Raw genomic sequence first — 21,695 nt, 5'->3', positions numbered from 1 at the left:
TGGCCGGTCGGCTTGCAGCCACGTAAAATAACTTGCTAAAGGGCCGCGCTGTTTAAGCAACCGGTTCATGGCGACATGGTCCGGTTTTTTTGTGCCGGAGAGTTTGGAGTACGTGATGACAAAAAATAAAACTCACTGGGGCCCTGCCACTCAGATGGTTCATAGCGGGAGCCTGCGCTCTCAATATGGTGAAACATCGGAAGCGATGTTTCTAACACAAGGTTTTGTCTATGACAGTGCGGAAGCGGCAGAAGCCCGCTTTAAGGGCGAAGATGATGGTTACGTTTACTCCCGTTATGCCAACCCGACCGTTGCCATGTTTGAAGAGCGCATGTGTGCCCTTGAAGGCGCTGAAGCTGCAAAAGCAACAGCTTCCGGCATGGCCGCTGTTTCTGCGGCGTTGCTTTGCCAGTTACAAGCAGGTGACCATGTTGTTGCCGCACGCGCACTATTTGGTTCATGTCGGTGGATTGTAGAAAAGCTACTGCCTACATATGGCATTGAAACCACACTCATTGATGGTACGGATCCGAACGCCTGGGAAAAAGCCAGTCGGCCCAATACGAAAGTCTTTTTCTTTGAAAGCCCGACCAACCCCACATTGGAAGTGATCGATATTGCCCATGTGGTTTCAGTTGCCCGCTCGTGCGGCGCAAAAGTTGTACTGGATAATGTTTTCGCCACTCCTATTTTTCAAAAACCTATGGAGCTTGGCGTTGATATTGTTGTTTACTCAACAACCAAACATATCGATGGTCAGGGGCGCTGTTTAGGCGGCGTTATTCTGGCCGATCAAGAATGGGTCGATGAAAAACTATATGATTTTTATCGCCATACCGGCCCGTCCATGAGCCCATTTAACGCATGGGTTATGCTGAAAGGCCTAGAGACTTTGCCACTGCGGGTTCGCGAGCAAACACGCAATGCCGCTGCGATTGCAGACTTCCTTGCAGAACATAAAGGCATTAAAAAAGTCGTCTACCCGGGCCGTGCCGACCACCCGCAAGCCAATATCATTCCGAAACAAATGTCCGGTGGCTCAACATTGATTTGTTTTGAGATGAAAGGCGGCAAGCAGGCTGCATTTGCGATGGAAAATGCATTGGAAATCATCAAACTATCGAACAATTTAGGCGACTCAAAAAGCTTGATTACCCATCCCGCAACGACCACTCATAAAAACCTTTCAGAAGAAGATCGCGCAGAACTTGGCATCAATGAAGGTACCGTGCGTTTTTCGGTTGGCCTTGAGGACACAAAGGATCTGATCGGCGACCTTGAGCAAGCGCTATCGAAGGCTGTTTAATTCAGCAAAGCCTTAGACTGCCAAATGCGTACCGCAGCCGTGTAAAATACCACGGCTGCGAACACATATGCTATTGGCGAGAAATATGCGGGAAACAAACAAAAGGCAGAAAAGACGGCAAATGTTTCTGTGGCTTCGGCCAAACCTGTGGTGAAGAAGAATGATTTTTTACCGCGTTTATCGGTCTTCAATTGCCTCTTCTCAGCCATAATAGCAAAAGCTAAGAAGCTTGCGCCATTTACATAGAATGAAAAAAGCAAAACACCGCCTGCAACGGCATTGGCTGACGGGTTGGCCAGAATAAATGCCAGCGGTATCAAGCCATAAAACGCAAAATCAAAAACGATATCGATGTAGCCGCCAAAATCAGTCGAGCCGGTTATTTGCGCGACGGCTCCATCCAACCCATCGCACAAACGGCTGACCAGCAACAACACCAAGCCCAGCAAATAGTACTCAAATAAAATTGCCAGACCTGCAAGCGCGCCGATAAAAAGGCCCAGTACAGTGACCGTATTTGCTGTGATGCCAACTGCGGCAAGCCTGCGCGCTATCGCGTTGAGCACTGGATCAATTTTCGGACGTAATGTTCCGTCAAGCATTTTCGTCTCCCATTACCCTTGCGCTTAGGCTAATGTTGACGCAGTGTCACTTACGAAATGCCCTACTGACAATATTGTTATCTGTCTTTATGCGTCTTTCGAATGTCTCAATCTTTCTTTATTTTTGACTTATGTACAGACAAACAACGCACGGTATTGAAGTAACCGCACGCCCGGAATTTCTTGAAGATGAATCTGCGCCTGAAAAATCGCGCTGGTTTTGGGCCTATACAATTATCATTGCCAATCATTCAGAACGGACGGTCCAGCTTGAATCCCGTTTTTGGCGCATTACCAACGCCGCAGGAAAAGTTGAAGAAATTTCCGGCCCCGGTGTTATTGGAGAACAGCCTATTTTAACGCCGGGCGACAGCTTTCAATATACATCAGGCTGCCCGCTAGATACGGAATCCGGCACAATGTTTGGCCATTACATTATGCGTCTAGCGGATGGTAATAGCCTTGTTGTCAAAATACCGCCCTTCTCGCTCGATTTGCCAAGCAAGAAGCGCACCCTGAACTAGCTACGCCTGCCCGTTATGCTTTGCTGGTTTGCTGCCGTTTTTTGTCAGAACCATAAATTGCGACCAGTGCATTGGTAAAATCATATCCAATACCGACAATCGCAGGCACCAAGAACAAGACCAGCAGCGTTGCGGTCGCTAAGCCAAAGACCATCGTTATTGCCATAGGCATTAGAAACTGCGCTTGAATGCTTTTCTCAAACAATAAGGGCACCAAACCGCCAATGGTTGTCAGAGAGGTCAACAGGACAGCACGCAGGCGATCGCGGCTCGCACCAATTGCCGCCTCGGCTATGCTGTCGCCCATTTTTTGACGTTCATCCAGCCTTGAAACCAGGATAATACTGTCATTGACCAAAATCCCTGACAGGCCGAGCAATCCGATCATTGACAAAATGGTGAGTTGGAAGCCCAGCAGATAGTGCCCAATAACCGCACCCACGATTCCGAATGGAATAATAAGCATGACAGCAAATGGTTTGAAATAGGACCCGAATACCCAAGCCAATACGATGTAGATGACCGAAAGCGCGACAATCGTACCTAGCTGCAAGTCGCGGAATGCGTCACGTTGTTCGCGTGAACGGCCCCCGAATTCATAGGTAATACCGTATTTGCGAGCTACAGCCTCCAAGGCTCCTGATTCAGTCAACCGCTCAACGACGCCGTCTGTCGTATTAACTGCAGGATCGATATCACCGCTTACCGAAATAGTGGTCTTTCCATCGCGGCGCTGTATGGTCGAGAAACCGTGTTGCTCTTTCAGTTCAACCAGTTCGAGCAGCGGCACGTGATTGCCTGCAGGGCTTACCAATTGCATGGAACGCAAGGCTGCCGTACCGTTGGCACCCATTGTCTGCATAACCCGAACGGTAACCTCATCGTCACCACGGGCAAAGCGGCGCGGAATTGATCCTTCGATTGCATTGCGCACCTGACGGCCAATATCATCCAGTGTAAAACCGAGAGCGGTGCCGCGTGGCTTCATTGTCATGAGGAGTTCAGGCTTGCCGTAAGGCAGGTCGTCCTCAACGCCGGACACACCAGCCACAGCTGCAATAATTGCGCTCACTTCCGTTGCAGCTTCTTTTAAAACACCTATCGATGAGCCTTTAAGCTGCACATCAATATCGGCACCCGGAGGCCCGCCGCGCCCCTGACGGACAGAGAACCGCCGCACAGAGGGAAGCTTCGGTGCAAATTCCTGCCATGCGCGGACAAAATCGGGTGTGCGTATTGTACGCGTTTCGGAACTGGTGAGCTGAACCTTAATGCGTGCAAGGTTATCGCCTTGGCTGCGCCCAGAAGATCCAAGCGTCACAAATGTCGCCCGTATCAGTTTTTCATCGCCGCCAATGCTTATTTCTGCTTGACGCAAAGCTTGTTCAAATTTGGCAAGGGCGCGCACTGTCTCTTGTTCGGGCGTCCCCGGATGAAAAGCTATATTGCCAGAAATATTCTCTGATTCAGGTGACGGGAAAAACACAAATCCCACATGTCCGCCAGCGGTGAGGCCACGGGCAAAAATCAATATCATGGCAATGGCAACAGCGACTGTCACATATCGCCAATTAAAAGACAGTGTTACAAACCAGTTGAACGGGTTCATCTTGAACCATTCAAATCCTTGGTCAAAATTACGACGGAACCAGTTCGGTCCATCGCGCCGTGACTTGGAACGCAAACCGAAACCGTTGCGCATAAACAGAACGATTAACTCAATCAAGCCAGCAAAAAGTAATGCTGCCAGTGTAACCGCCGTTGCAAATAGTCCGGGATTGATCGTTTCTTGCCAAGCTTCGATTTGTTGCATCACTGCAGAGCCTTCCACAGCAATACCGGTTCCCGCATCACGCGATAAAAATGCACCAACGAACAATGCCAGAATGAGCGCAATGATAAACATGCGCCAATAGGAAAAGCGCGGTGCCTTCGGCGCGCGCAATGCGTGGGATAAATGTCCCGGCAAAATGAAGAAACATTCCACCATGCTCGACAAGGCCACGGCGATCACAACAACGGGCAAAACACCCATAATCTGACCGATACCACCTGTAATAAGCAGGATAGGTGCAAAAGCCGCAATCGTGGTGATAATTGCCGCCGTCACCGGCGACAGCATTTGCCCAACGCCGTTTTCTGCGGCTGTGACGGGATCATCACCCAATCCGAGCATCGTGTCTGTATGCTCGCCAACCACAATGGCATCATCGACAATCACACCCAGCATCATGATCAAGCCGAACAGCGAAAACATGTTAATCGTCTCACCGAACATGTAGATCAAACCGATCGTGGCCAACAATGCTACCGGAATACCGGCCGAGACCCACAGCGCTATTCGCGCATCAAGAAAAATGAAAAGAATGATGACGACCAGTACAAGGCCGGACAGTCCGTTCGTTACGAGCAACCAAATACGATCTGATACTGCATCTGCACGTACCTCATAGGTTTGCAGCTCAATCGTATCGGGTATTTCATCTTTTATTTCGCTTAAGTAATCCGTCAAAATCTGATTGGTTTGCAGAGTATCGGCCGTAGCACCGCTCTGAATATCAAGCTCAATCGCCAAATTTTGATTGGAAAAACCGCGCACACCGCCTTCTTCAAATCCATCTTTTACGTCGGCAATATCGCCGATGCGTATTTTCTCGCCAGACGAAAAGGCTTTAACCTCGATATCGGCAAGTTCGCGGGCGGTATCAACACTGGAAACTGTTCGTAATTGCCTCTCAATACCGCCATCCAGATTTCCGGATGGAAGATCACGGCTATTGGCAGTGATCGCCTGTGAAACATCGCTGATCGAAAGATTTCTGCGGCGGAGCTCGCTTTCCGGCAAGATCACCTGCAATTCGGGATCGCGCAGACCTGTAAAAGTAATTTTTTCAATACCTCTTTCGATCAGATCATCGCGTATCCGCTTTGCCCATTTCCGCAATTCGGCCTCAGGTATGGCACCTGAAATTGATATGGAGGCTACCCTGTCAAACCATGCCGAAGTGCTCACTTTGGGATCATCGGCATCCTCCGGCAGCGTCGAGATCGCTTTGACCGCGGTCTCAACCTCGCGCAGTGCTGTCTGCATGTTATAGCCGTCTTGAAATTCCAACCTGATGGATGCGGAGCCCTCATTTGCATAAGAGGTCATCTCCTTTACGCCTTCGATATAGCGCACGGCAGGTTCGGCAACGGCCAGAATATTTCGTTCCACGTCCTCCGCACTCGCGCCAGACCACGATACAGAAACACTGATATTGTTAGTCTCGATCGTTGGGAAAAACTGCGTATTGATGCGCGCCAGCGCAAACAAGCCAAAAAGGATCATCAACACCATCAACAAATTCGCCGCGTTGGGATGGCGAATGAATGTTGAAACCAAGGAGCGCGGGTTTGTGAGGGGCATATTCATCTAGTTGTCCGCCGTCTCACTAGCTTTTTGTATGAACGTTCTGCGCTCTGCCCTTGGCAAAGCTTCCCACTCAGCATCAGAAAGTCCGCTGAGTTTCTTTGCAGAAGCCAGAATTTCTGGTGATGGCCGGTTGTTTGGTGGCGCAGAAGCGGTTTCCTGCCCTTCCTCGGCAACTCCATTGGCATTAACAATTCGGACGTCCAGACCTTCTTCAATTTCTGAAATGCGCGTCGATAAAATACGATCGCCTTCATTAAGGCCGCTTATCACAATCGCATCGGAACTATCGTAAGCTGCGACTTGCAATTCACGCGCTTGCAGCTTTCCATCAACAATCAAATAGGCTGTATTGGAATCAAAAATTGCTGTTTCAGGTACCCGCGCAGCATTTTCATAAAGCCGGTCGGGAACATCAATCGACACAAAAGCGCCAGGACGCAATTGCACCGGCACATCTTCATTTTCATCAATACGGGCAAATACATCCACACCGCCGCGTTCTGAAGCAATATCAGCGCCAATGCGGGTCACTTTTCCGGTATAGGAATATTCAGTGCCGCCGACGGCCCACTTCAAAGCCACGTTTCTTCCAATGAGCGGGTCACCGTCTGCGGCGATCCGGCCATATTGTGCATCGGTCAATGTAAAGCGAACATCCAAGGCCACATCATCATAAATAGACACGGCGACATCACTTGCCGAGACAATGCGTCCAATTTCCACGCTGGAGGAACGCACCACACCTGAGAACGGTGCGCGCACGACTGTATTGTTTAAATCACGGTTTGCCCGTTCGACACCGAGCTCCAAACGCTCACGCACCGCCTGTTGCTGTGAAAGGCGCGCTTGAGCAATGGCAATGTTGTTCTGCCGCTGGCTCACGGCCTGTTCACGCTGGCTTACAGTGAGCGAGCGATCGTCGATTTCTTTTTGTGTCAATGTGCCATTGCTGCGCAATCGCTCGGCGCGTTCTAAATCCGCTCTTGCCAGCAGCAACTGACTTTCAGCAAACTCAAGTTGCCCCTGTTCGGCACTCAGATTCGCACGGTTTTCGATAATCGTTGCATCTGTCTGTGCCAGATTGGCCTTGGCTTCCGCTACCGCAGTTTCAAAGTCAATACGGTCAACAGAAAACAACTCATCGCCCTGCTCGATACGCTGCCCTGCACCAAGATCCGGATTGACAGAAACAACTTCGCCGGAGACTGAAGGGCGTATCTCAAGTGAGCGCGCGGCAACAACCTCGCCGAACAGGCTTACTGTCGGGCGTTGATCACCCAAACTTACCGTTGTTGCCTGTATTGGTATTTGAACGTCAACTTTTGGTCTTGCTGTGCGTTCCGGTTTTGAAGCAACCAAGCGGTCCATGACGACATAAGCGGCAACAATAATTGCAGTCATCAAGGAAAATTGAATAATAGCGCGAACAGACGTCAAAAAGATGCCGCGCTTCTTTTGAGGCGCGCCATCATCATCGGTACCTTCCTCCGACTGTTTTGTCTTTGCGATCGACTGCAACATTGTCAAAAAAACTCCTGTACAGCTATCATTAAGATGCTTCAGGGTTGAGACAAGTTAAATATCGTTCATATAACTGCGATTGGTCACTTTATTTCGGACGGATCGAACTCATAATGCGTGGAACAAAACTCGCAATTGATTGAAATTTTACCGTCTTCAACTGCCTCTTCACGTTGTTCAGTTGTAAAGGACCGCAACAGGCCTTCCACTTTTTCGCGCGAACAAGAACATTTATCAACAACTGGATGCCCATCAAAAACACGAACGCCGCGCTCATGGAACAGCCTGAAAAGCAGCTTATGAACACCTAGATTATCATCAATCAATTCGCTGTCATCAATCGTTCCGACAAGCGCTTTAACTTCTGCCCAAGCATCGTCGTCATTTATCTCCTGGTCAGATAAATCAGCACCTTCAGGAGCATCGCCCGGATGTAAATCACGTTGCCGGACACGGTCTTCCGACTCTGGCAAAAACTGCGCCAGCAAGCCACCGGCACGCCATGTTAACTGCTGATTACCTTCGTCATCACGCGTAATAAGCTTGCCAACCGCAAGGCGTACTTCGGTAGGTATCTGTTCGGATTGCTTGAAATAATTGCGGGCGATTTCCTCAAGTGAAGAACCGTCGAGCTGTACCATACCCTGATAACGGCTCATATATTTGCCTTGGTCAATGGTAAGCGCAAGCATGCCCTTCCCAAGCATTTCAGTGGGAAGGGTGTTACCGGCCTCAATCGCAGCGTCAACGCGCTCGGCATCAAAACGTGCGTAAGCGCGAATTGCATCGGGCGATACAAAATCAACAACAAGAAGCGAAACAGGGCCATCTGTTTGCGTTTGCACGATCAACTTGCCGGAAAACTTAAGCGATGTGCCCAGCAAAACCGTCAATACAGTCATCTCACCAAGCAAGCGCGCTACAGGTTCCGGATAGTCGTGCCGCCCGAGAATAGTCGTCAAAGACGGCCCCAGAAGCACAGCGCGTCCACGGGCGTCCAACGCATCTATGTTAAAAGGCACAACTTCGTCCAGCTGCACAGGCGTTAGCTCGCCTTCAGCTACATTTAGTTCGGTCATGGTATTTCCATTTCTGGCGCACCGAAGACAGTGCGGCACATATTGACATTATGGCCTTATTTAAGACCTGTCACACACCATTCAATGATCGCCTTCTGCATATGAAGGCGATTTTCGGCTTCATCAAATACCACAGACTGGGGACCGTCGATCACTTCATCAGTGACCTCTTCCCCCCGATGTGCCGGTAAACAGTGCAAGAATAAGGCCTCTTTATCTGCCTTATTCATCAGTTCCTGATTAACCTGATAGGGCTGGAAAACATTGTGGCCCTTGGCCTGATCTTCAAACCCCATTGAAACCCAAGTGTCGGTTACAACAGCATGTGCTCCGGATACAGCAGCGGCGGCGTCATGCGTAAGCGCAACGCTTGCTCCATTTTTCACCGCCCAGTCGATATATTTCTGATCAGGTTCGCTGCCCTCTGGCACAGCGATCGACATATCAAAATTAAACCGTGCCGATGCTTCGATAAGAGAATGAAGGACGTTGTTACCGTCACCGGTCCAGGCAATCTTTTTACCCGCAACAGGACCGCGATGCTCTTCGAAAGTCATCAGATCAGCCATAATCTGGCAAGGGTGCGTGTCATCAGTCAGGCCGTTAATGACCGGCACTGTGGCCGCATCCGCAAGCTCAAGCAAGCGATCATGTTCTTTCGTGCGGATCATAATAATATCAACAAAGCGCGACAGAACCTTTGCTGTATCCGCAATTGTTTCATCCCGCCCCAGTTGCATCTCATTGCCTGTGAGCATGATTGTTTCGCCGCCAAGCTGACGCATACCCACATCAAATGACACACGCGTACGGGTTGACGGTTTCTCAAAGATCATCGCAAGTGCCAAACCTTCCAATGGCTTGCTGGCCGTTCCTGCTTTTTGAGCTTTTTTGCGGGTACCGGCCGCATCCATGATCCGACGAAGTTCGCCTCCATCAACAGCAGCAATATCTAAGAAATGACGAGGAGCCATGATTATGTTCCAAACTTATGTGAGTTTTAGCTGATGCGCTTTAAGGCGCTTTCGGCGATAGACTTTGGGCGGCTCTTTCCAAGCGTGCCAATCCATCTGAAATTTCTTCATCTGTTATATTGAGCGGCGGCAGAATACGGACAACATTTGAACCAGCCGGAACAGTCAACATATCTTGATCAATCAGAGCTTTGACAAACTCAAGATTGTTGACCTTGCATTTTAGACCCAAAAGCAAACCTTCACCGCGCACTTCTTCAATGATATCCGGAAAACGGTCTGTCAATGAAGCAAGGCCCTGCTTGAACCGCAAAGACTTTTGTTTAACCGCATCAAGGAACCCATCTTCAAGCACGACATCCAGAACGGCATTGCACGCAGCCATCGCAAGCGGATTGCCGCCATATGTCGTTCCATGCACACCGGGCACCATGCCGCTCGCCGCTTCTTCGGTTGCAAGGCATGCACCAACCGGAAAACCGCCGCCGAGCGCTTTGGCCGATGCCAAGATGTCGGGTTCGATACCCGCCAACTCATGCGCAAAAAGATGGCCTGTACGGCCGATGCCGGTCTGTACCTCATCCAAAATCAGCAAAACATCATTTTCATCGCATAATGCACGAATGTCTTTCAGATGCTGAACAGGTACCGAGCGGACACCGCCTTCACCCTGAATAGGCTCGATCAAAATAGCAGCAACATCGTGCGCCATAGCCGACTTCAACGCTTCAAGATCTCCAAAGGGGAGCTGGTCAAAGCCTTCGACCTTAGGCCCAAAGCCTTCAAGATATTTTTCCTGCCCGCCAGCAGCAATCGTTGCCAGTGTTCTGCCATGAAAAGCGCCTTCAAATGTCAATATCCGAATACGTTCAGGATTTCCTTTTGAATAATGGTAGCGCCGCGCCGTCTTAATAGCGCACTCCAATGCCTCTGCACCGGAGTTCGTAAAGAAAACGCGATCGGCAAAACTGGCATTGCACAGTCGCTCGGCAGCGCGTTTTTGGCCCGGCACTTCATAAAGGTTGGATGTATGCCATAGTTTTTCAGCTTGAGATTTTACTGCCTCCACCAAATGCGGGTGAGCATGGCCAAGTGCGTTTACAGCAATTCCACCGCCGAAATCCAAATATTTTCGGCCTGCCGTATCATACAGCCAAACGCCCTCACCGCGATCAACTGCGATAGGTGCTCTGTTATAAGTATTAAAGAGTGGAGACGGCGCGTTCATGTTTCTGGCCTAAAGGTACACATTAAATGAAAAATGCCGCCCTTTCGAGCGGCAATGACAGATAATGCGAGCCAAACGCATATGTCAATTGTTTCCGCCTGTGGTTAAATCTCCAGAAATCCCAGAAAGTGATGCATTTTTGACTCACTTTTCATTCAAGTTGGGGAAAACCGAGATTTCGGATTCGTTCGTGCGTTGGGACTCTTGATCGCGAGTCCAGCACTATTGTAGCTTATAAAAAACGGCAAGAAAGCCAGATAGTAAACTGTTCCTCATGTATAGAGTGCGTCGCAGGTCTTAATTCCATGACCGAGCAACGGAGAGGGATTCTATCTATAAACAGGATGGAGACGACCGTGAGTTGGACCGACGAACGCGTAGAAATGCTGAAAAAACTATGGGCGGAAGGCCTGAGCGCAAGCCAGATCGCTGCAAAACTCGGCGGTGTGAGCCGAAATGCTGTTATCGGTAAAGTCCACCGATTAAAGCTTTCCGGACGGGCAAAATCTACAAAACCGGCTGCGCCGCGCGTACGCCGTACACCTAATAGCGGCGGCAGCTCACGCCCGGCATCTTCATCATCAGGCAGCAGCAGCGCTTCTTCCAGCAGCGGTTCAAGCGTTGGCTCATACTCGATGCCGCAGCGCACACCGCCATCTGTAACGCATACAATCGGTGCAACGGCGCTCAAGCAAGATCATGAAGTCGTTGCCTACAAAGCGCCCCAGCGTGACACTGATGATGTTGTTGCGCCTATGCCGCTTAAACTCAAGCTTGTTGATATTAACGAGCACACTTGCAAATGGCCGTTTGGCGACCCGCTGCAAGGTGAGTTTTATTTTTGCGGACATGGCAATGAAGAAGGCTCTCCTTACTGCAAATATCACAGCAAGCTTGCCTTCCAGCAGCCGCAAGACCGGCGGCGTTCACGCTAGAGCAATAAAAGAAAGGCGGCCAGAGGCCGCCTTTCTTGTTTCATATAAACTTTAGTGAAATTACTTCACAGCTTCCAGAGCATAGCCTGCACCGCGCACAGTACGGATAGGATCCTTCACGCGGCCAATATTGATGGCTTTGCGCAAACGGCCGATATGCACATCCACAGTGCGATCATCGACATAGATGTTGTCGCCCCAGACACCGTCGAGAAGCTGTACACGTGAAAAGACACGCCCCGGTGCAAGCATAAAGAACTCAAGCAGGCGGTATTCTGTCGGGCCAAGCTTCAATTCACGGTCATTGCGGTAAACGCGGTGCGCTTCACGATCGAGTTGAATATCCCCAGCTGTCAAGCGGTCTGCAAGCACTTCCGGCTTGGCACGGCGCAACATGGCGCGCACACGCGCAAGCAGCTCAGGCGTGGAAAACGGCTTTACGACATAATCATCGGCGCCCGTTGAAAGGCCGCGAATACGCTCGCTTTCTTCACCACGCGCAGTCAACATGATGATGGGCATGTCTTTTGTCTCGCGCCTTGCACGTAGCCGGCGACAAAGCTCGATACCGCTCACACCCGGCAACATCCAGTCAAGCAAAAGGAGATCAGGCTGGTTCTCACGCAAAATGTCTTCTGCATCATCGCCGCGATCGACAGTCTCAACTTCAAAACCCTCAGCTTCAAGATTGTATTTGAGAAGAATGCTCAACGCTTCTTCATCTTCAACAACCATAATACGTGGCTTTGCGCTCATCACATCACCTCAAACCAGCGCCTCAGTCGAGGCTAACCTTATGTGTTTTGTCCTCATTTGGACGTGCAGGATCAAGCTTGTGACCCTTGACCATATAATATGTTGCCTCGGCAATATTCGTTGCGTGGTCGCCGATGCGCTCAATATTTTTCGCGCAGAAAAGAAGATGCGTGCACGTGGTAATGTTACGCGGATCTTCCATCATGTAGGTGAGCAATTCGCGGAACAAGGACGTGTACATGGCGTCGATTTCTTCGTCACGCTCAATAATGTTGTTAACATCATCAACAGACCGGGTTCCGTAGCAATCGAGAACTTCTTTCAGCTGGGCGGAAGCCAGTTCACTCAAATGTTCAAGGCCACGGGCAAACTTAACACCGTGCGAATATTCAGAAACTGAGCTTACGCGCTTGGCAATGCCTTTTGCCATGTCGCCTACCCGCTCCAAATCAGATGAAATACGAATATTCGCAAAAACTTCCCGCAAATCGCTCGCCATTGGCTGACGCTGGGCAATCAAAAGCACTGCTTTATCATCAATTTCCCGCTGACCTTCATCAAGGCGCATATCATCTTTGATGACCGCACGCGCAAGCTCGACATCCCCGGTCGTAAGCGCTTTTACAGACTGTCCGATCATTTTCTCGGCATGTCCGCCCATCTCCGCAATCTTATGCGTGAGAAACTGCATCTCATCTTCGAACGCTGAAACCGTATGCTGTTTTATCATTTCAATTTCCTAACCAGACCTAACTACACATCAACCAAAGCGGCCGGTGATGTAGTCCTGTGTGCGCTTTTCTGAAGGGTTGGTGAAAATGGTTTCAGTATCGTCAACCTCTACCAAGTCGCCCAAATGGAACATTGCTGTACGCTGCGAAACACGCGCGGCCTGTTGCATGGAGTGAGTCACGATCACAATTGTGTACTGCTCACGCAGTTCGCCGATCAGCTCTTCAACAATCGCCGTTGCGATCGGGTCCAGCGCTGAACACGGCTCGTCCATCAAAATAACTTCCGGCTGAACTGCAATCGCTCTTGCAATACAAAGACGTTGTTGCTGGCCGCCTGAAAGTCCAGTACCTGGCTCGTGCAAGCGGTCCTTGACCTCTTCCCACAGACCTGCGCCACGCAAGCTTTTTTCAACAATAACGTCCAGATCAGCTTTGGATTTTGCTAAACCGTGAATACGGGGGCCATAGGTGATGTTCTCGTGAATGGATTTCGGAAACGGATTAGGTTTCTGAAAAACCATGCCGACGCGGGCACGAAGCTCGACAACATCAATATTCGGGTCATAAATGTCTTCGCCATCCAGCGTTAAAAGACCTTTGACCTTACAAATATCAATGGTGTCATTCATACGGTTAAGGCAGCGTAAATAAGTCGATTTACCGCAGCCAGAAGGCCCGATCAGCGCCGTTACCTGCCGTTCATAGACTTCTAGATCAATGCCGTTAATGGCTTGTTTTGAGCCGTAGAAAACTTCCACGCCCTTACCTGCCATTTTCACCTTGGGCGTTTCGGTTTCGCCATCCATGCTCATGATCTCCGACTCTTTTATTACATCGTGTTTCATTGAATTCCGCCCATTACCAACGACGCTCGAAGCGTCTGCGCAAGAAGATTGCCGTGATATTCATAACCGCGAGAAATGCCAGCAGAATGATAATCGCACCCGATGTCCGTTCTACGAAAGCACGTTCGGCTTCATTCGCCCACATAAAAATTTGAACGGGTAGTGCTGTTGCAGGATCAAGCGGTGTTGCCGGCGCATCCACAACGAAGGCAACCATACCGATCAGGAGCAGCGGCGCGGTTTCACCAAGAGCCTGCGCAAGTCCGATAATCGTACCGGTCAAAATACCAGGCGCTGCAAGCGGCAGGACATGGTGGAAGACCGTTTGGTTTTTAGAAGCACCAATACCCAGGGCCGCAGCCCGAATTGAAGGCGGAACAGCTTTCAGTGCAGCGCGTGTCGCAATTATAATTGTCGGCAATGTCATCAATGAAAGAACAAGACCGCCAACAAGCGATGCAGAACGCGGCAAGCCAGCAAAGTTGATGAAGACTGCCAGACCAAGCAAACCGTAAACAATTGACGGTACAGCTGCCAGATTATTGATGTTAACCTCGATAATATCGGTTAGTCTGTTCTTCGGTGCAAACTCTTCAAGATAGATCGACGCTGCAACACCGATCGGCAATGATGTCAGAAGTACAATCAGCATCATGTATGCCGAGCCAATGATCGCGACTCCAACGCCGGCTGTTTCAGGCCTACTTGAGCCGCCATTTGTGAAAAGACCGGTGTTGAAACGCCCTTCCAGCGAGCCATCCTGCTGCAGCTTTTCAATCATCTCAAGCTGGTTGTCTTTGATCTTGCGCCGACTTTCATCAACCGAAAGGTCGAACTGACCTTTGATCGCGGAATCGACTTCACCGGCAGCCAGCACCCATACATTGACGGTCTGGTTCATCAACTCCGGGTTGGAAATCAGCATGTCACGAAGCTGGGCACGGGCACCTTTCGAAATAAGTGCGTCCGCAGCTTTTGTCCCGGCTTTGTCTTCGGCATCTATGCCCAGTTTTTCATACAGCGCAGCTTCCGCCAATTTAGGGTAATTGGCCGTCAACAGCTTCATCGGGTTTTCATTACGTTCATTTTTCGGGTCGATAACCGATTCATCGAAAGTGACATCCAGATTGATAGATGTCTGTTGAAACGCTGTGTAACCTTTAGAAACAACAGTCCACAAAAGAAGCGCCAAAAAGAACAGGCCGAAAGCAATAGCCAGTTTCCCATAAAATTGGAAACGACGCTCTGCAGCATAACGTTTTTTGAGGCCGATATCGCGGTGCCTTGGTGCTGCGACATTATTATCGGTAAGAGACGTGTCAGCCATTATTCATACTGCTCGCGGTATTTACGGACGATATAAAGCGCGTAGACGTTCAGCGCCAAGGTGATGAAGAAAAGTGTCAGACCAAGAGCAAAAGCCACCAGCGTTTGCGGTGAGTTAAACTCAAGGTCGCCTGTAAGCTGACTCACGATTTTAACCGTGACAGTCGTCATCGGTTCAAACGGATTGAGTGTCAGCCGGGCAGCAACACCCGCAGCCAGCACCACAATCATCGTTTCGCCGATTGCGCGTGATGCCGTCAAAAGTAGTGCGCCAACAACACCTGGCAGGGCAGCAGGTAAAATCACCTTCCGCACCGTCTCAGATTGCGTCGCGCCTAGCCCCAGTGAGCCGTCACGCATAGCGCGCGGCACCTGTGTAATGATGTCATCTGAGAGCGAGGACACGAACGGGATCAGCATGATACCCATAACAAATCCTGCGGTCAGCACTGACTGGGCCTGAATGAAGCTGCTGCCGCCATCGGTTACAATGCTTGAAATTTGTGCGGACAGATCACGCAGGAATGGCCCAACAGTTACAAGAGCAAAGAAACCGTAAACGATTGTTGGAATACCCGCCAAAACCTCCAACAAAGGTTTTGCAACAGAGCGCAGTTTCGGGCCCGCATATTCAGCCATGTAGATTGCGGAGAACAGCCCCACCGGCACGGCAACAAGCATGGCGACAAAAGCAATGTATAATGTTCCTGCGAGCAAAGGAATAAGACCGAACTGCCCAGCCGCATCCGGATCGCTCGCATTGGCAAAACGCGGATCCCAAACTGTACCGAAGAAAAAGTCCGTCATCGGCACGCTGGCGAAGAAACGTGTTGTTTCAGATAGCATGGAGAAAACAATGCCAACGGTTGTTAGGATTGCGATGGAAGAAGCGACAATCAATGCACCGGTTACAACGCCTTCCACCTTATTACGCGCACGCAGCTTCACGTTGATTTGCAGATAGGCAATTGCAAAACCGATAACAGACAGAGCGATGACGACGGCAGCGCGTATGGCATTGCTGGCGCGGGTCAACGCATTCATCTGGCGCGCCGAAGTGATCATATAAGTCTCGCCGCTACCTGCGATGGCTACGCCTTGCTGTGCAAGCATCGGCTTTAGATCTTCGATTGTAACATTCTCGTCAGGTCGATCTTCACCCACGAGCGTATCAAGGCCACGCGCAATGCTTTGCACGATATTCATCGAAAGATTTTGCTGCGCGCGGTCCTGCGCCTGGATTTCGGCCGGCAAATTACTGCGAACTTGATTATCCACATAGATGGGGCTGGCAATAGACCAAACCGCAGCCAGCAATAATGCAGGTAAAACAGCCCAAACAAAAATATACGAGCCGTAATAGGCAGGTCTTGAGTGGAGCTGAGAGGCGTTGCCTGCGACCAGTGATCTTGAACGGCTAGCACCGACAAACCAACCGATTACACCCAGAACAACTACAACCAGAATGATCGTCGAGAGACTCATTTCAAATCCTTAGTTCAGACCATTTAAATAAAAGCCCAGTGCGACTTGTATATAAAAAGTCTAAAGGTCCGTAATGCAAGCAGGCAGCATTATTGCCGCCTGCTCACGTTAAGCGTCTAATTACATTGTTTTACCGGATGTGAAACCTTCACGAACCATTTCGCGCTCTTCTTCCGGAGCGGCAACCAGACCGTACTCAGCCAATGGGCTGTCCGGGCCAGTCATGTCGTCAGAAGTAAAGAACTCAACATATTCCTGCAAACCAGGGATTACGCCCAAATGCGCCTTCTTAACGTAGAAGAAGAGCGGACGTGAAACCGGATACTCACCTTTAGCGATTGATTCAGTTGTCGGCACAACATCTGACATTGTAGCAACTTTAAGCTTGTCCGTGTTGTTCTCATAGAATGCGAGACCAAATACGCCCATGCCTGTTTTGTTTGCATCAATGCGCGACAATGTTTCTGTGTAATCGCCATCGATATCAACGGCAGCGCCGTCTTTACGAACTGCGTAGCAGTCTTTCTCCGATGTATCTTCGTCCATGCCTGCGTCCATGCGGGCTTTCAGACCGCCAGCTTCTTCACAGCCGACGAGAAGAACTTTTTCCTCGAAAACTTCACGTGTACCGTGCTTTTCACCAGGGATGTAAGCAGCGATTTCCCACTCAGGGAAGTCAGCATTAACTTCGTTCCAAGTTTTGTAAGGGTTATCAACGAGTTCACCGTCAACAACAACTTTGGCAGCAAGGCCTTTGTAAAGGTCGATTGGCTCAAGAGCGAAATCAGGGCCGCTGATATCTGTTGCGAAAACAATACCATCATAACCGATGCGGATTTCCTGGATGTCTGTAACACCAGCTTCTGCACAAGAAGCAATTTCTTTTTCACGGATAGCGCGTGAGGCGTTTGCAATATCGATGAATTCAGCGCCAACACCGCGGCAGAATTCTTTAAGACCAGCAGAAGAGCCACCGGACTCAACAACAGGTGTTTTGAAGTTCGGGAATGTTTCGCCGAAGTTTTCAGCTACGATTTTTGCATAAGGCAAAACAGTTGAAGAACCTGCGATCTGAATTTGGTCGCGTGCGTGTGCGAAAGAAGTCATTGCCGTTGCGCTGATAGCGACAGCTAGAGCGAGTTTAAGAGATTTCATAATTTTGCTCCCGTGGGGCTTGTACGTGTGCCGCGTTTTTACGCGGTGCGAATGCGACAGTGCTCCGCCGCTGCCGGGGTTGTAGGGCACGAGCATTGCCCTTTTATGACAGTTTAAGTAATTGTAATATAATATGTAATTACAACCTGTCTATTTAGGCTGGATTTTTGGCAAGGTAACCAAAAAACTTGTGCCGTGGCCAAGCTTGGATTTCACGTTCAAACGCCCTTTGTGGCGTTGAATAATGTGTTTGACAATTGAAAGTCCCAAGCCGGTGCCCTGCTTGTCACGGCTTGTATCAACATCTACGCGGTAAAAACGCTCGACCAATCGCGGCAGATGCTCTTCAGAAATACCCGGACCATTATCATGGACACCAATGATAAAATTTTGGCCAGTAGAGTCTTCGTTCACCTCAACACCAATGCGGCCGTCATCTTTTCCGTATTTAATCGCGTTTTCGACGAGATTTTCGAAAAGTTGGATTATCTCATCGCGATTACCGCGTAATTGCAGCGGATCAACCAGCCCCTCGTTAAAGGATAATTTTATCGTCGCACCGTTTTGGTCGGCCATCGGGCTAAGCGCATTGGTTACATGGGTGAGTACGGATTTAAGATCGACCTCACCAAAACTCGATTGCCCCCAAGCAGTTTCAAATCGACTCAAAGTCAGAAGGTCATCAATCAAACGGGACATGCGCCCTGCCTGATCCTGCATAATTTTCAAAAATCTGTCTCGCGCAGCTTCGTCATTTCGTGCAGGACCTGCCAGCGTTTCGATAAACCCCATCAAAGAAGCCAGCGGCGTACGCAATTCGTGGCTTGCATTGGCGATAAAGTCAGAACGTATTTTATCCGTCTTCTTTGTTTCGGAGAGATCATGGAAATGCATCAAATATTGCGGATTGGACACATCGTTCAAAACAGGCTTTAGCGACACGGAAAACCACCGCTCTAAGGGTGCCTTCTCAAGGAATTCAATCGACCCTGTTTTTACACCATTGAGTGTGTTGCGTATCAATGTACGGATTTCGTCACTTCTCAAACGAAGAACGATGGGCGTTCCAATTTCAATACGCCCGAATGCACGTTCGGCTTCCTCATTTGCATAAAGTACCGTGCCCATGGAACTGATAAGCATAATAGGATCGTTAATTGCACTGGCAATGGCGTGTATCTGCCGTTCGCTATCTGCTTGGTTTAAGGCATTTGCTTCAGCGTCAATGCGCATCTTACGTGATTGCACCGGCGCAATCATAGCCAGAACAAAAATGGCAAAAGCACTTATCAAACCGTGAACAGGTCTAAGCCAGCCGCCAATCATCAGACTGGCAAAAATGAGCAATGTACCCACTAACAGCCAGCGATGCGCCTTCAAACGGCGAATATAAGTCGTAACACTGTCCACTTCAGCAGCTTCTTCACCGTCGAAAAGAAATTGAGGCGCGCTCATAATCGCGTTTCCTTAGATATACTTAGGGCTGGACGAACCAAAACGGAAGCCCTAGCTTTCGCAAACCATTATGAAACATAAATGACGGACCAATCATGAGCACCAATGACGACAGCCGAGCGATAACAATTTCATTTGATGGCAAAGAGCATGTTTTTGATATTGATGACCCTAAAATACCGGATTGGGTTGAAGACAATAAAATAACTGCGGGCGGTTATCCATATGACAAAAAGCTCAAAAGAAGCGACTATGAAGAAGAACTAGAAACGCTTCAGGAGGAACTTGTTAAACTTAAAAGCCACATGGATAAAACCGGCGAACGTATGATCATCGTTTTTGAAGGACGCGATGCGGCTGGTAAAGGTGGTACGATCAATGTGCTGACGGACTATCTTAATCCACGTGAGACAAATGTTGTTGCCTTGCCAAAACCGACCGAGACCGAGCAAGGGCAGTGGTATTTTCAGCGCTATGTGAAACATTTTCCTACATCCGGCGAAATCACTATTTATGACCGCTCTTGGTATAATCGCGGCGGCGTGGAACCTGTGATGGGGTTTTGCACAAAAGAGCAAAATGAGAAGTTTTTGTCCGAGGTACCAGGCTTTGAAAGTATGATTACCGATGAAGGTATCCACTTTTTTAAGTTCTGGCTGAATATTGGGCGCGAAACACAACTTGAGCGCTTTCATGACCGACGCCACAGCAAGCTGAAATACTGGAAACTTTCAGGTATCGACATTATCGGCATGTCAAAATGGGACGACTATACCAATGCGCGAGACCAGATGATCAAGGCGACCCACACCGATAACGCGCCATGGAACATTGTGCGCTATAACGACAAGCGCCGCGGACGTTTGGAAGTTTTGCGGCACATTCTTTCAAAAATGGAATATGAAGGTAAATCAAGAAAAGTTATCGGGCAGCCCAATGATAAAATCATTGGTCAGGGCTACGATTTCATTGAGAAAACAAACCGTACCTAATTGCCAATCAAACGGGCGCGAACCTGCAATAGCTTAACGGCTCGCGCTTCATTTTCTATATCTGTGACGATTTTGATTACCCCCTGACGCGACGGGCTTGCGCCTTCGGGGATTTGCATTTGCATTAAATATTCCTGAGGCGCCTGCCCCAAATTAAAGCGCAGCCTTCCACAATCGCCAAGCGTGCCAAGGTCACAAGTCACGGACATCTGTGTCGGCGCATCATCGTCTGCATTGGCAATAAAACTCAACTGTATCGTGCCGCCCGGCGCCTGCTGCATTAAGTTAAGCGGCACATCTATTTGGACTTCAGCTTCTTCATTTGGCGTGACAAGATGAACATAATCACCGAATGGATCAGTTTTCATTTCTGCGGTCGCGCCGGCAACCAAGCCAAGCGTCGTTAAATCATTAGGAGAGAAAAGTTCTATCCAGCCATCATCGCCGGCCGAGTTATCGAGTGTCGCCGGCGCATTGGAAGTGCCCGGATCGCGCCCTTCAAAGCTTTCGCTTTCCAAGACTCTGTTAGGGTTTGGAACCGAGGTGTCGCGCGCTTCCTCACTCTTAAAGGCATCTGTCGTAAAGACCCAGAAAAAACCCACACCCAAGAATGAAACCAGCACTGCTGCTGTCAGCAGCTTGGCAAACGGCGCTCTTGTGCCTTTTCTCTCAGATTTTGTTTCAGCCGGTTTACGTTCGGGTTTTGTGTCTGCTTTTTCTGCACGTGGCTCAACGTAAAGCGATGGCTCGTTTCGGGTACCTGTGGTTGTGGCACGTCTTTCAGAAACCGGCTCAACGAGTGGCGGCTCTGTCTGGCGCACTGGTGGTTCCGGCTCAACTGACGGTTTTGCTGCAGCAGGCGCAGGGCTTGGCGCGGCCTTTAAGTCAGCTTCGATCGTTCGAATAACTTCGGCAAGTCGCTTGTTTTGCGCATCTATCGCTTCTTTGGTCGCATTGCCACGCGCTTCAAGCGAGCGGTGCATAGCATTGGCTGCAGATTCGTAAACTTTGCGCCGAAAAATAGGGTCTTTAATATCACCCTTTTTCAATGCGGACCGCAATGCGGTTTCCAAGTTACTCACGAGACCAATTCCCACTATTTTTGGCGCAAGTTGTTTGCGCCGCGCCCACCATCTTCTGGACATGGCATAATTATCATTGATTGAAAAGTATAAGCAGCCGCTATGCCGCCGGAATAGCATTTAATCCCCAAGGTCAGCCCCGCCTGTTTCAAGGATGACAGTTTAGAGTTTTTCGACCAATACGCACCGCTCGGCTCAAGTTCTGAAATACACAAAATCAACCTTGCCTCATGAGATAAGTTGATTTAATTGTCATTTACGTAAACGTCAATGTGAGGTTC

At 49.5% G+C, this 21,695-nt stretch carries 18 protein-coding genes and 1 riboswitch; of the genes, 4 read left to right on the top strand and 14 right to left on the bottom strand.

Features of this window, described 5'->3' with window-relative positions:
- Positions 1 to 59: riboswitch (SAM riboswitch) on the top strand. This riboswitch is flagged as partial in the annotation.
- A gap of 56 nt (positions 60 to 115) precedes the next feature.
- Entirely contained in the window at positions 116 to 1,306 is a 1,191-nt protein-coding gene (locus SU32_RS13230; RefSeq protein WP_053999848.1) for an O-succinylhomoserine sulfhydrylase, read from the top strand.
- On the opposite strand, the gene SU32_RS13225 is transcribed toward SU32_RS13230, so the two are convergent.
- Positions 1,303 to 1,908, bottom strand: a complete 606-nt coding sequence (locus SU32_RS13225; protein ID WP_053999847.1) for a CDP-alcohol phosphatidyltransferase family protein — start codon at positions 1,906 to 1,908, stop codon at positions 1,303 to 1,305. The two genes, SU32_RS13230 and SU32_RS13225, sit on opposite strands and share 4 nt — an antisense overlap.
- Positions 1,909 to 2,039: 131 nt before the next feature.
- Here SU32_RS13225 and apaG point away from each other — a divergent pair, with 131 nt between their 5' ends.
- Entirely contained in the window at positions 2,040 to 2,432 is a 393-nt protein-coding gene (gene apaG / locus SU32_RS13220; RefSeq protein WP_053999846.1) for a Co2+/Mg2+ efflux protein ApaG, read from the top strand.
- 13 nt (positions 2,433 to 2,445) lie between these two features.
- Here apaG and SU32_RS13215 read toward each other — a convergent pair whose 3' ends face one another.
- The 5 genes from SU32_RS13215 to SU32_RS13195 form a co-directional block, all read right to left on the bottom strand.
- Entirely contained in the window at positions 2,446 to 5,847 is a 3,402-nt protein-coding gene (locus SU32_RS13215; protein ID WP_053999845.1) for an efflux RND transporter permease subunit, read from the bottom strand.
- Positions 5,848 to 7,368 carry an efflux RND transporter periplasmic adaptor subunit gene (locus tag SU32_RS13210; RefSeq protein WP_053999844.1) on the bottom strand — a complete coding sequence of 507 codons (1,521 nt, stop codon included), beginning with the start codon at positions 7,366 to 7,368 and terminating at the stop codon, positions 5,848 to 5,850.
- Between the two features lie 83 nt (positions 7,369 to 7,451).
- The gene (locus tag SU32_RS13205) at positions 7,452 to 8,447 is read right to left on the bottom strand and encodes an Hsp33 family molecular chaperone (protein ID WP_053999843.1); all 996 of its coding nucleotides are present in this window, start codon (positions 8,445 to 8,447) and stop codon (positions 7,452 to 7,454) included.
- Positions 8,448 to 8,503: 56 nt separating this feature from the next.
- Positions 8,504 to 9,424: an ornithine carbamoyltransferase gene (gene argF, locus SU32_RS13200; RefSeq protein WP_053999842.1), complete on the bottom strand. Its 921-nt coding sequence runs from the start codon at positions 9,422 to 9,424 to the stop codon at positions 8,504 to 8,506.
- Positions 9,425 to 9,461: 37 nt separating this feature from the next.
- On the bottom strand, positions 9,462 to 10,649 hold the full coding sequence (locus SU32_RS13195) for an aspartate aminotransferase family protein (RefSeq protein WP_053999841.1): 1,188 nt from the start codon (positions 10,647 to 10,649) through the stop codon (positions 9,462 to 9,464).
- A gap of 356 nt (positions 10,650 to 11,005) precedes the next feature.
- Between SU32_RS13195 and SU32_RS13190 the strand changes: the two genes are divergently transcribed.
- Entirely contained in the window at positions 11,006 to 11,584 is a 579-nt protein-coding gene (locus tag SU32_RS13190; protein WP_053999858.1) for a GcrA family cell cycle regulator, read from the top strand.
- A gap of 60 nt (positions 11,585 to 11,644) precedes the next feature.
- Here the strand turns inward: SU32_RS13190 and phoB are convergent, their stop codons facing one another.
- The 7 genes from phoB to SU32_RS13155 form a co-directional block, all read right to left on the bottom strand.
- Entirely contained in the window at positions 11,645 to 12,340 is a 696-nt protein-coding gene (gene phoB / locus SU32_RS13185; protein WP_053999840.1) for a phosphate regulon transcriptional regulator PhoB, read from the bottom strand.
- A 22-nt stretch (positions 12,341 to 12,362) separates the two neighbouring features.
- Complete coding sequence (gene phoU, locus SU32_RS13180) at positions 12,363 to 13,070, bottom strand: phosphate signaling complex protein PhoU (RefSeq protein WP_053999839.1); 708 nt, start codon at positions 13,068 to 13,070, stop codon at positions 12,363 to 12,365.
- A 30-nt stretch (positions 13,071 to 13,100) separates the two neighbouring features.
- Positions 13,101 to 13,886, bottom strand: a complete 786-nt coding sequence (gene pstB, locus SU32_RS13175; RefSeq protein WP_053999857.1) for a phosphate ABC transporter ATP-binding protein PstB — start codon at positions 13,884 to 13,886, stop codon at positions 13,101 to 13,103.
- Positions 13,887 to 13,932: 46 nt separating this feature from the next.
- On the bottom strand, positions 13,933 to 15,246 hold the full coding sequence (gene pstA, locus SU32_RS13170; protein ID WP_053999838.1) for a phosphate ABC transporter permease PstA: 1,314 nt from the start codon (positions 15,244 to 15,246) through the stop codon (positions 13,933 to 13,935).
- Positions 15,246 to 16,730, bottom strand: a complete 1,485-nt coding sequence (gene pstC, locus SU32_RS13165; RefSeq protein ID WP_053999837.1) for a phosphate ABC transporter permease subunit PstC — start codon at positions 16,728 to 16,730, stop codon at positions 15,246 to 15,248. Before pstC ends, pstA begins: the two co-directional genes overlap by 1 nt.
- A gap of 120 nt (positions 16,731 to 16,850) precedes the next feature.
- Complete coding sequence (locus SU32_RS13160; RefSeq protein ID WP_053999836.1) at positions 16,851 to 17,885, bottom strand: substrate-binding domain-containing protein; 1,035 nt, start codon at positions 17,883 to 17,885, stop codon at positions 16,851 to 16,853.
- Positions 17,886 to 18,035: 150 nt separating this feature from the next.
- Positions 18,036 to 19,340 (bottom strand): ATP-binding protein, encoded by a 1,305-nt coding sequence (locus SU32_RS13155; protein ID WP_053999835.1) that lies wholly within the window; start codon positions 19,338 to 19,340, stop codon positions 18,036 to 18,038.
- A 95-nt stretch (positions 19,341 to 19,435) separates the two neighbouring features.
- On the opposite strand from SU32_RS13155, the gene ppk2 reads away from it, so the two are divergent.
- Positions 19,436 to 20,332, top strand: coding sequence for a polyphosphate kinase 2 (gene ppk2, locus SU32_RS13150; protein ID WP_053999834.1), 897 nt, complete (start codon positions 19,436 to 19,438; stop codon positions 20,330 to 20,332).
- Here the strand turns inward: ppk2 and SU32_RS13145 are convergent.
- Entirely contained in the window at positions 20,329 to 21,477 is a 1,149-nt protein-coding gene (locus SU32_RS13145) for a hypothetical protein (protein ID WP_144421135.1), read from the bottom strand. The genes ppk2 and SU32_RS13145 overlap by 4 nt on opposite strands.
- Positions 21,478 to 21,695: the final 218 nt, after the last annotated feature.

It is taken from the genome of Ahrensia marina, from assembly GCF_001293565.1.
Lineage (GTDB): Bacteria > Pseudomonadota > Alphaproteobacteria > Rhizobiales > Rhizobiaceae > Ahrensia > Ahrensia marina.
The sequence above is the reverse complement of the archived record's forward strand: the minus strand, read 5'-3'. Positions and strand labels throughout refer to the sequence as shown.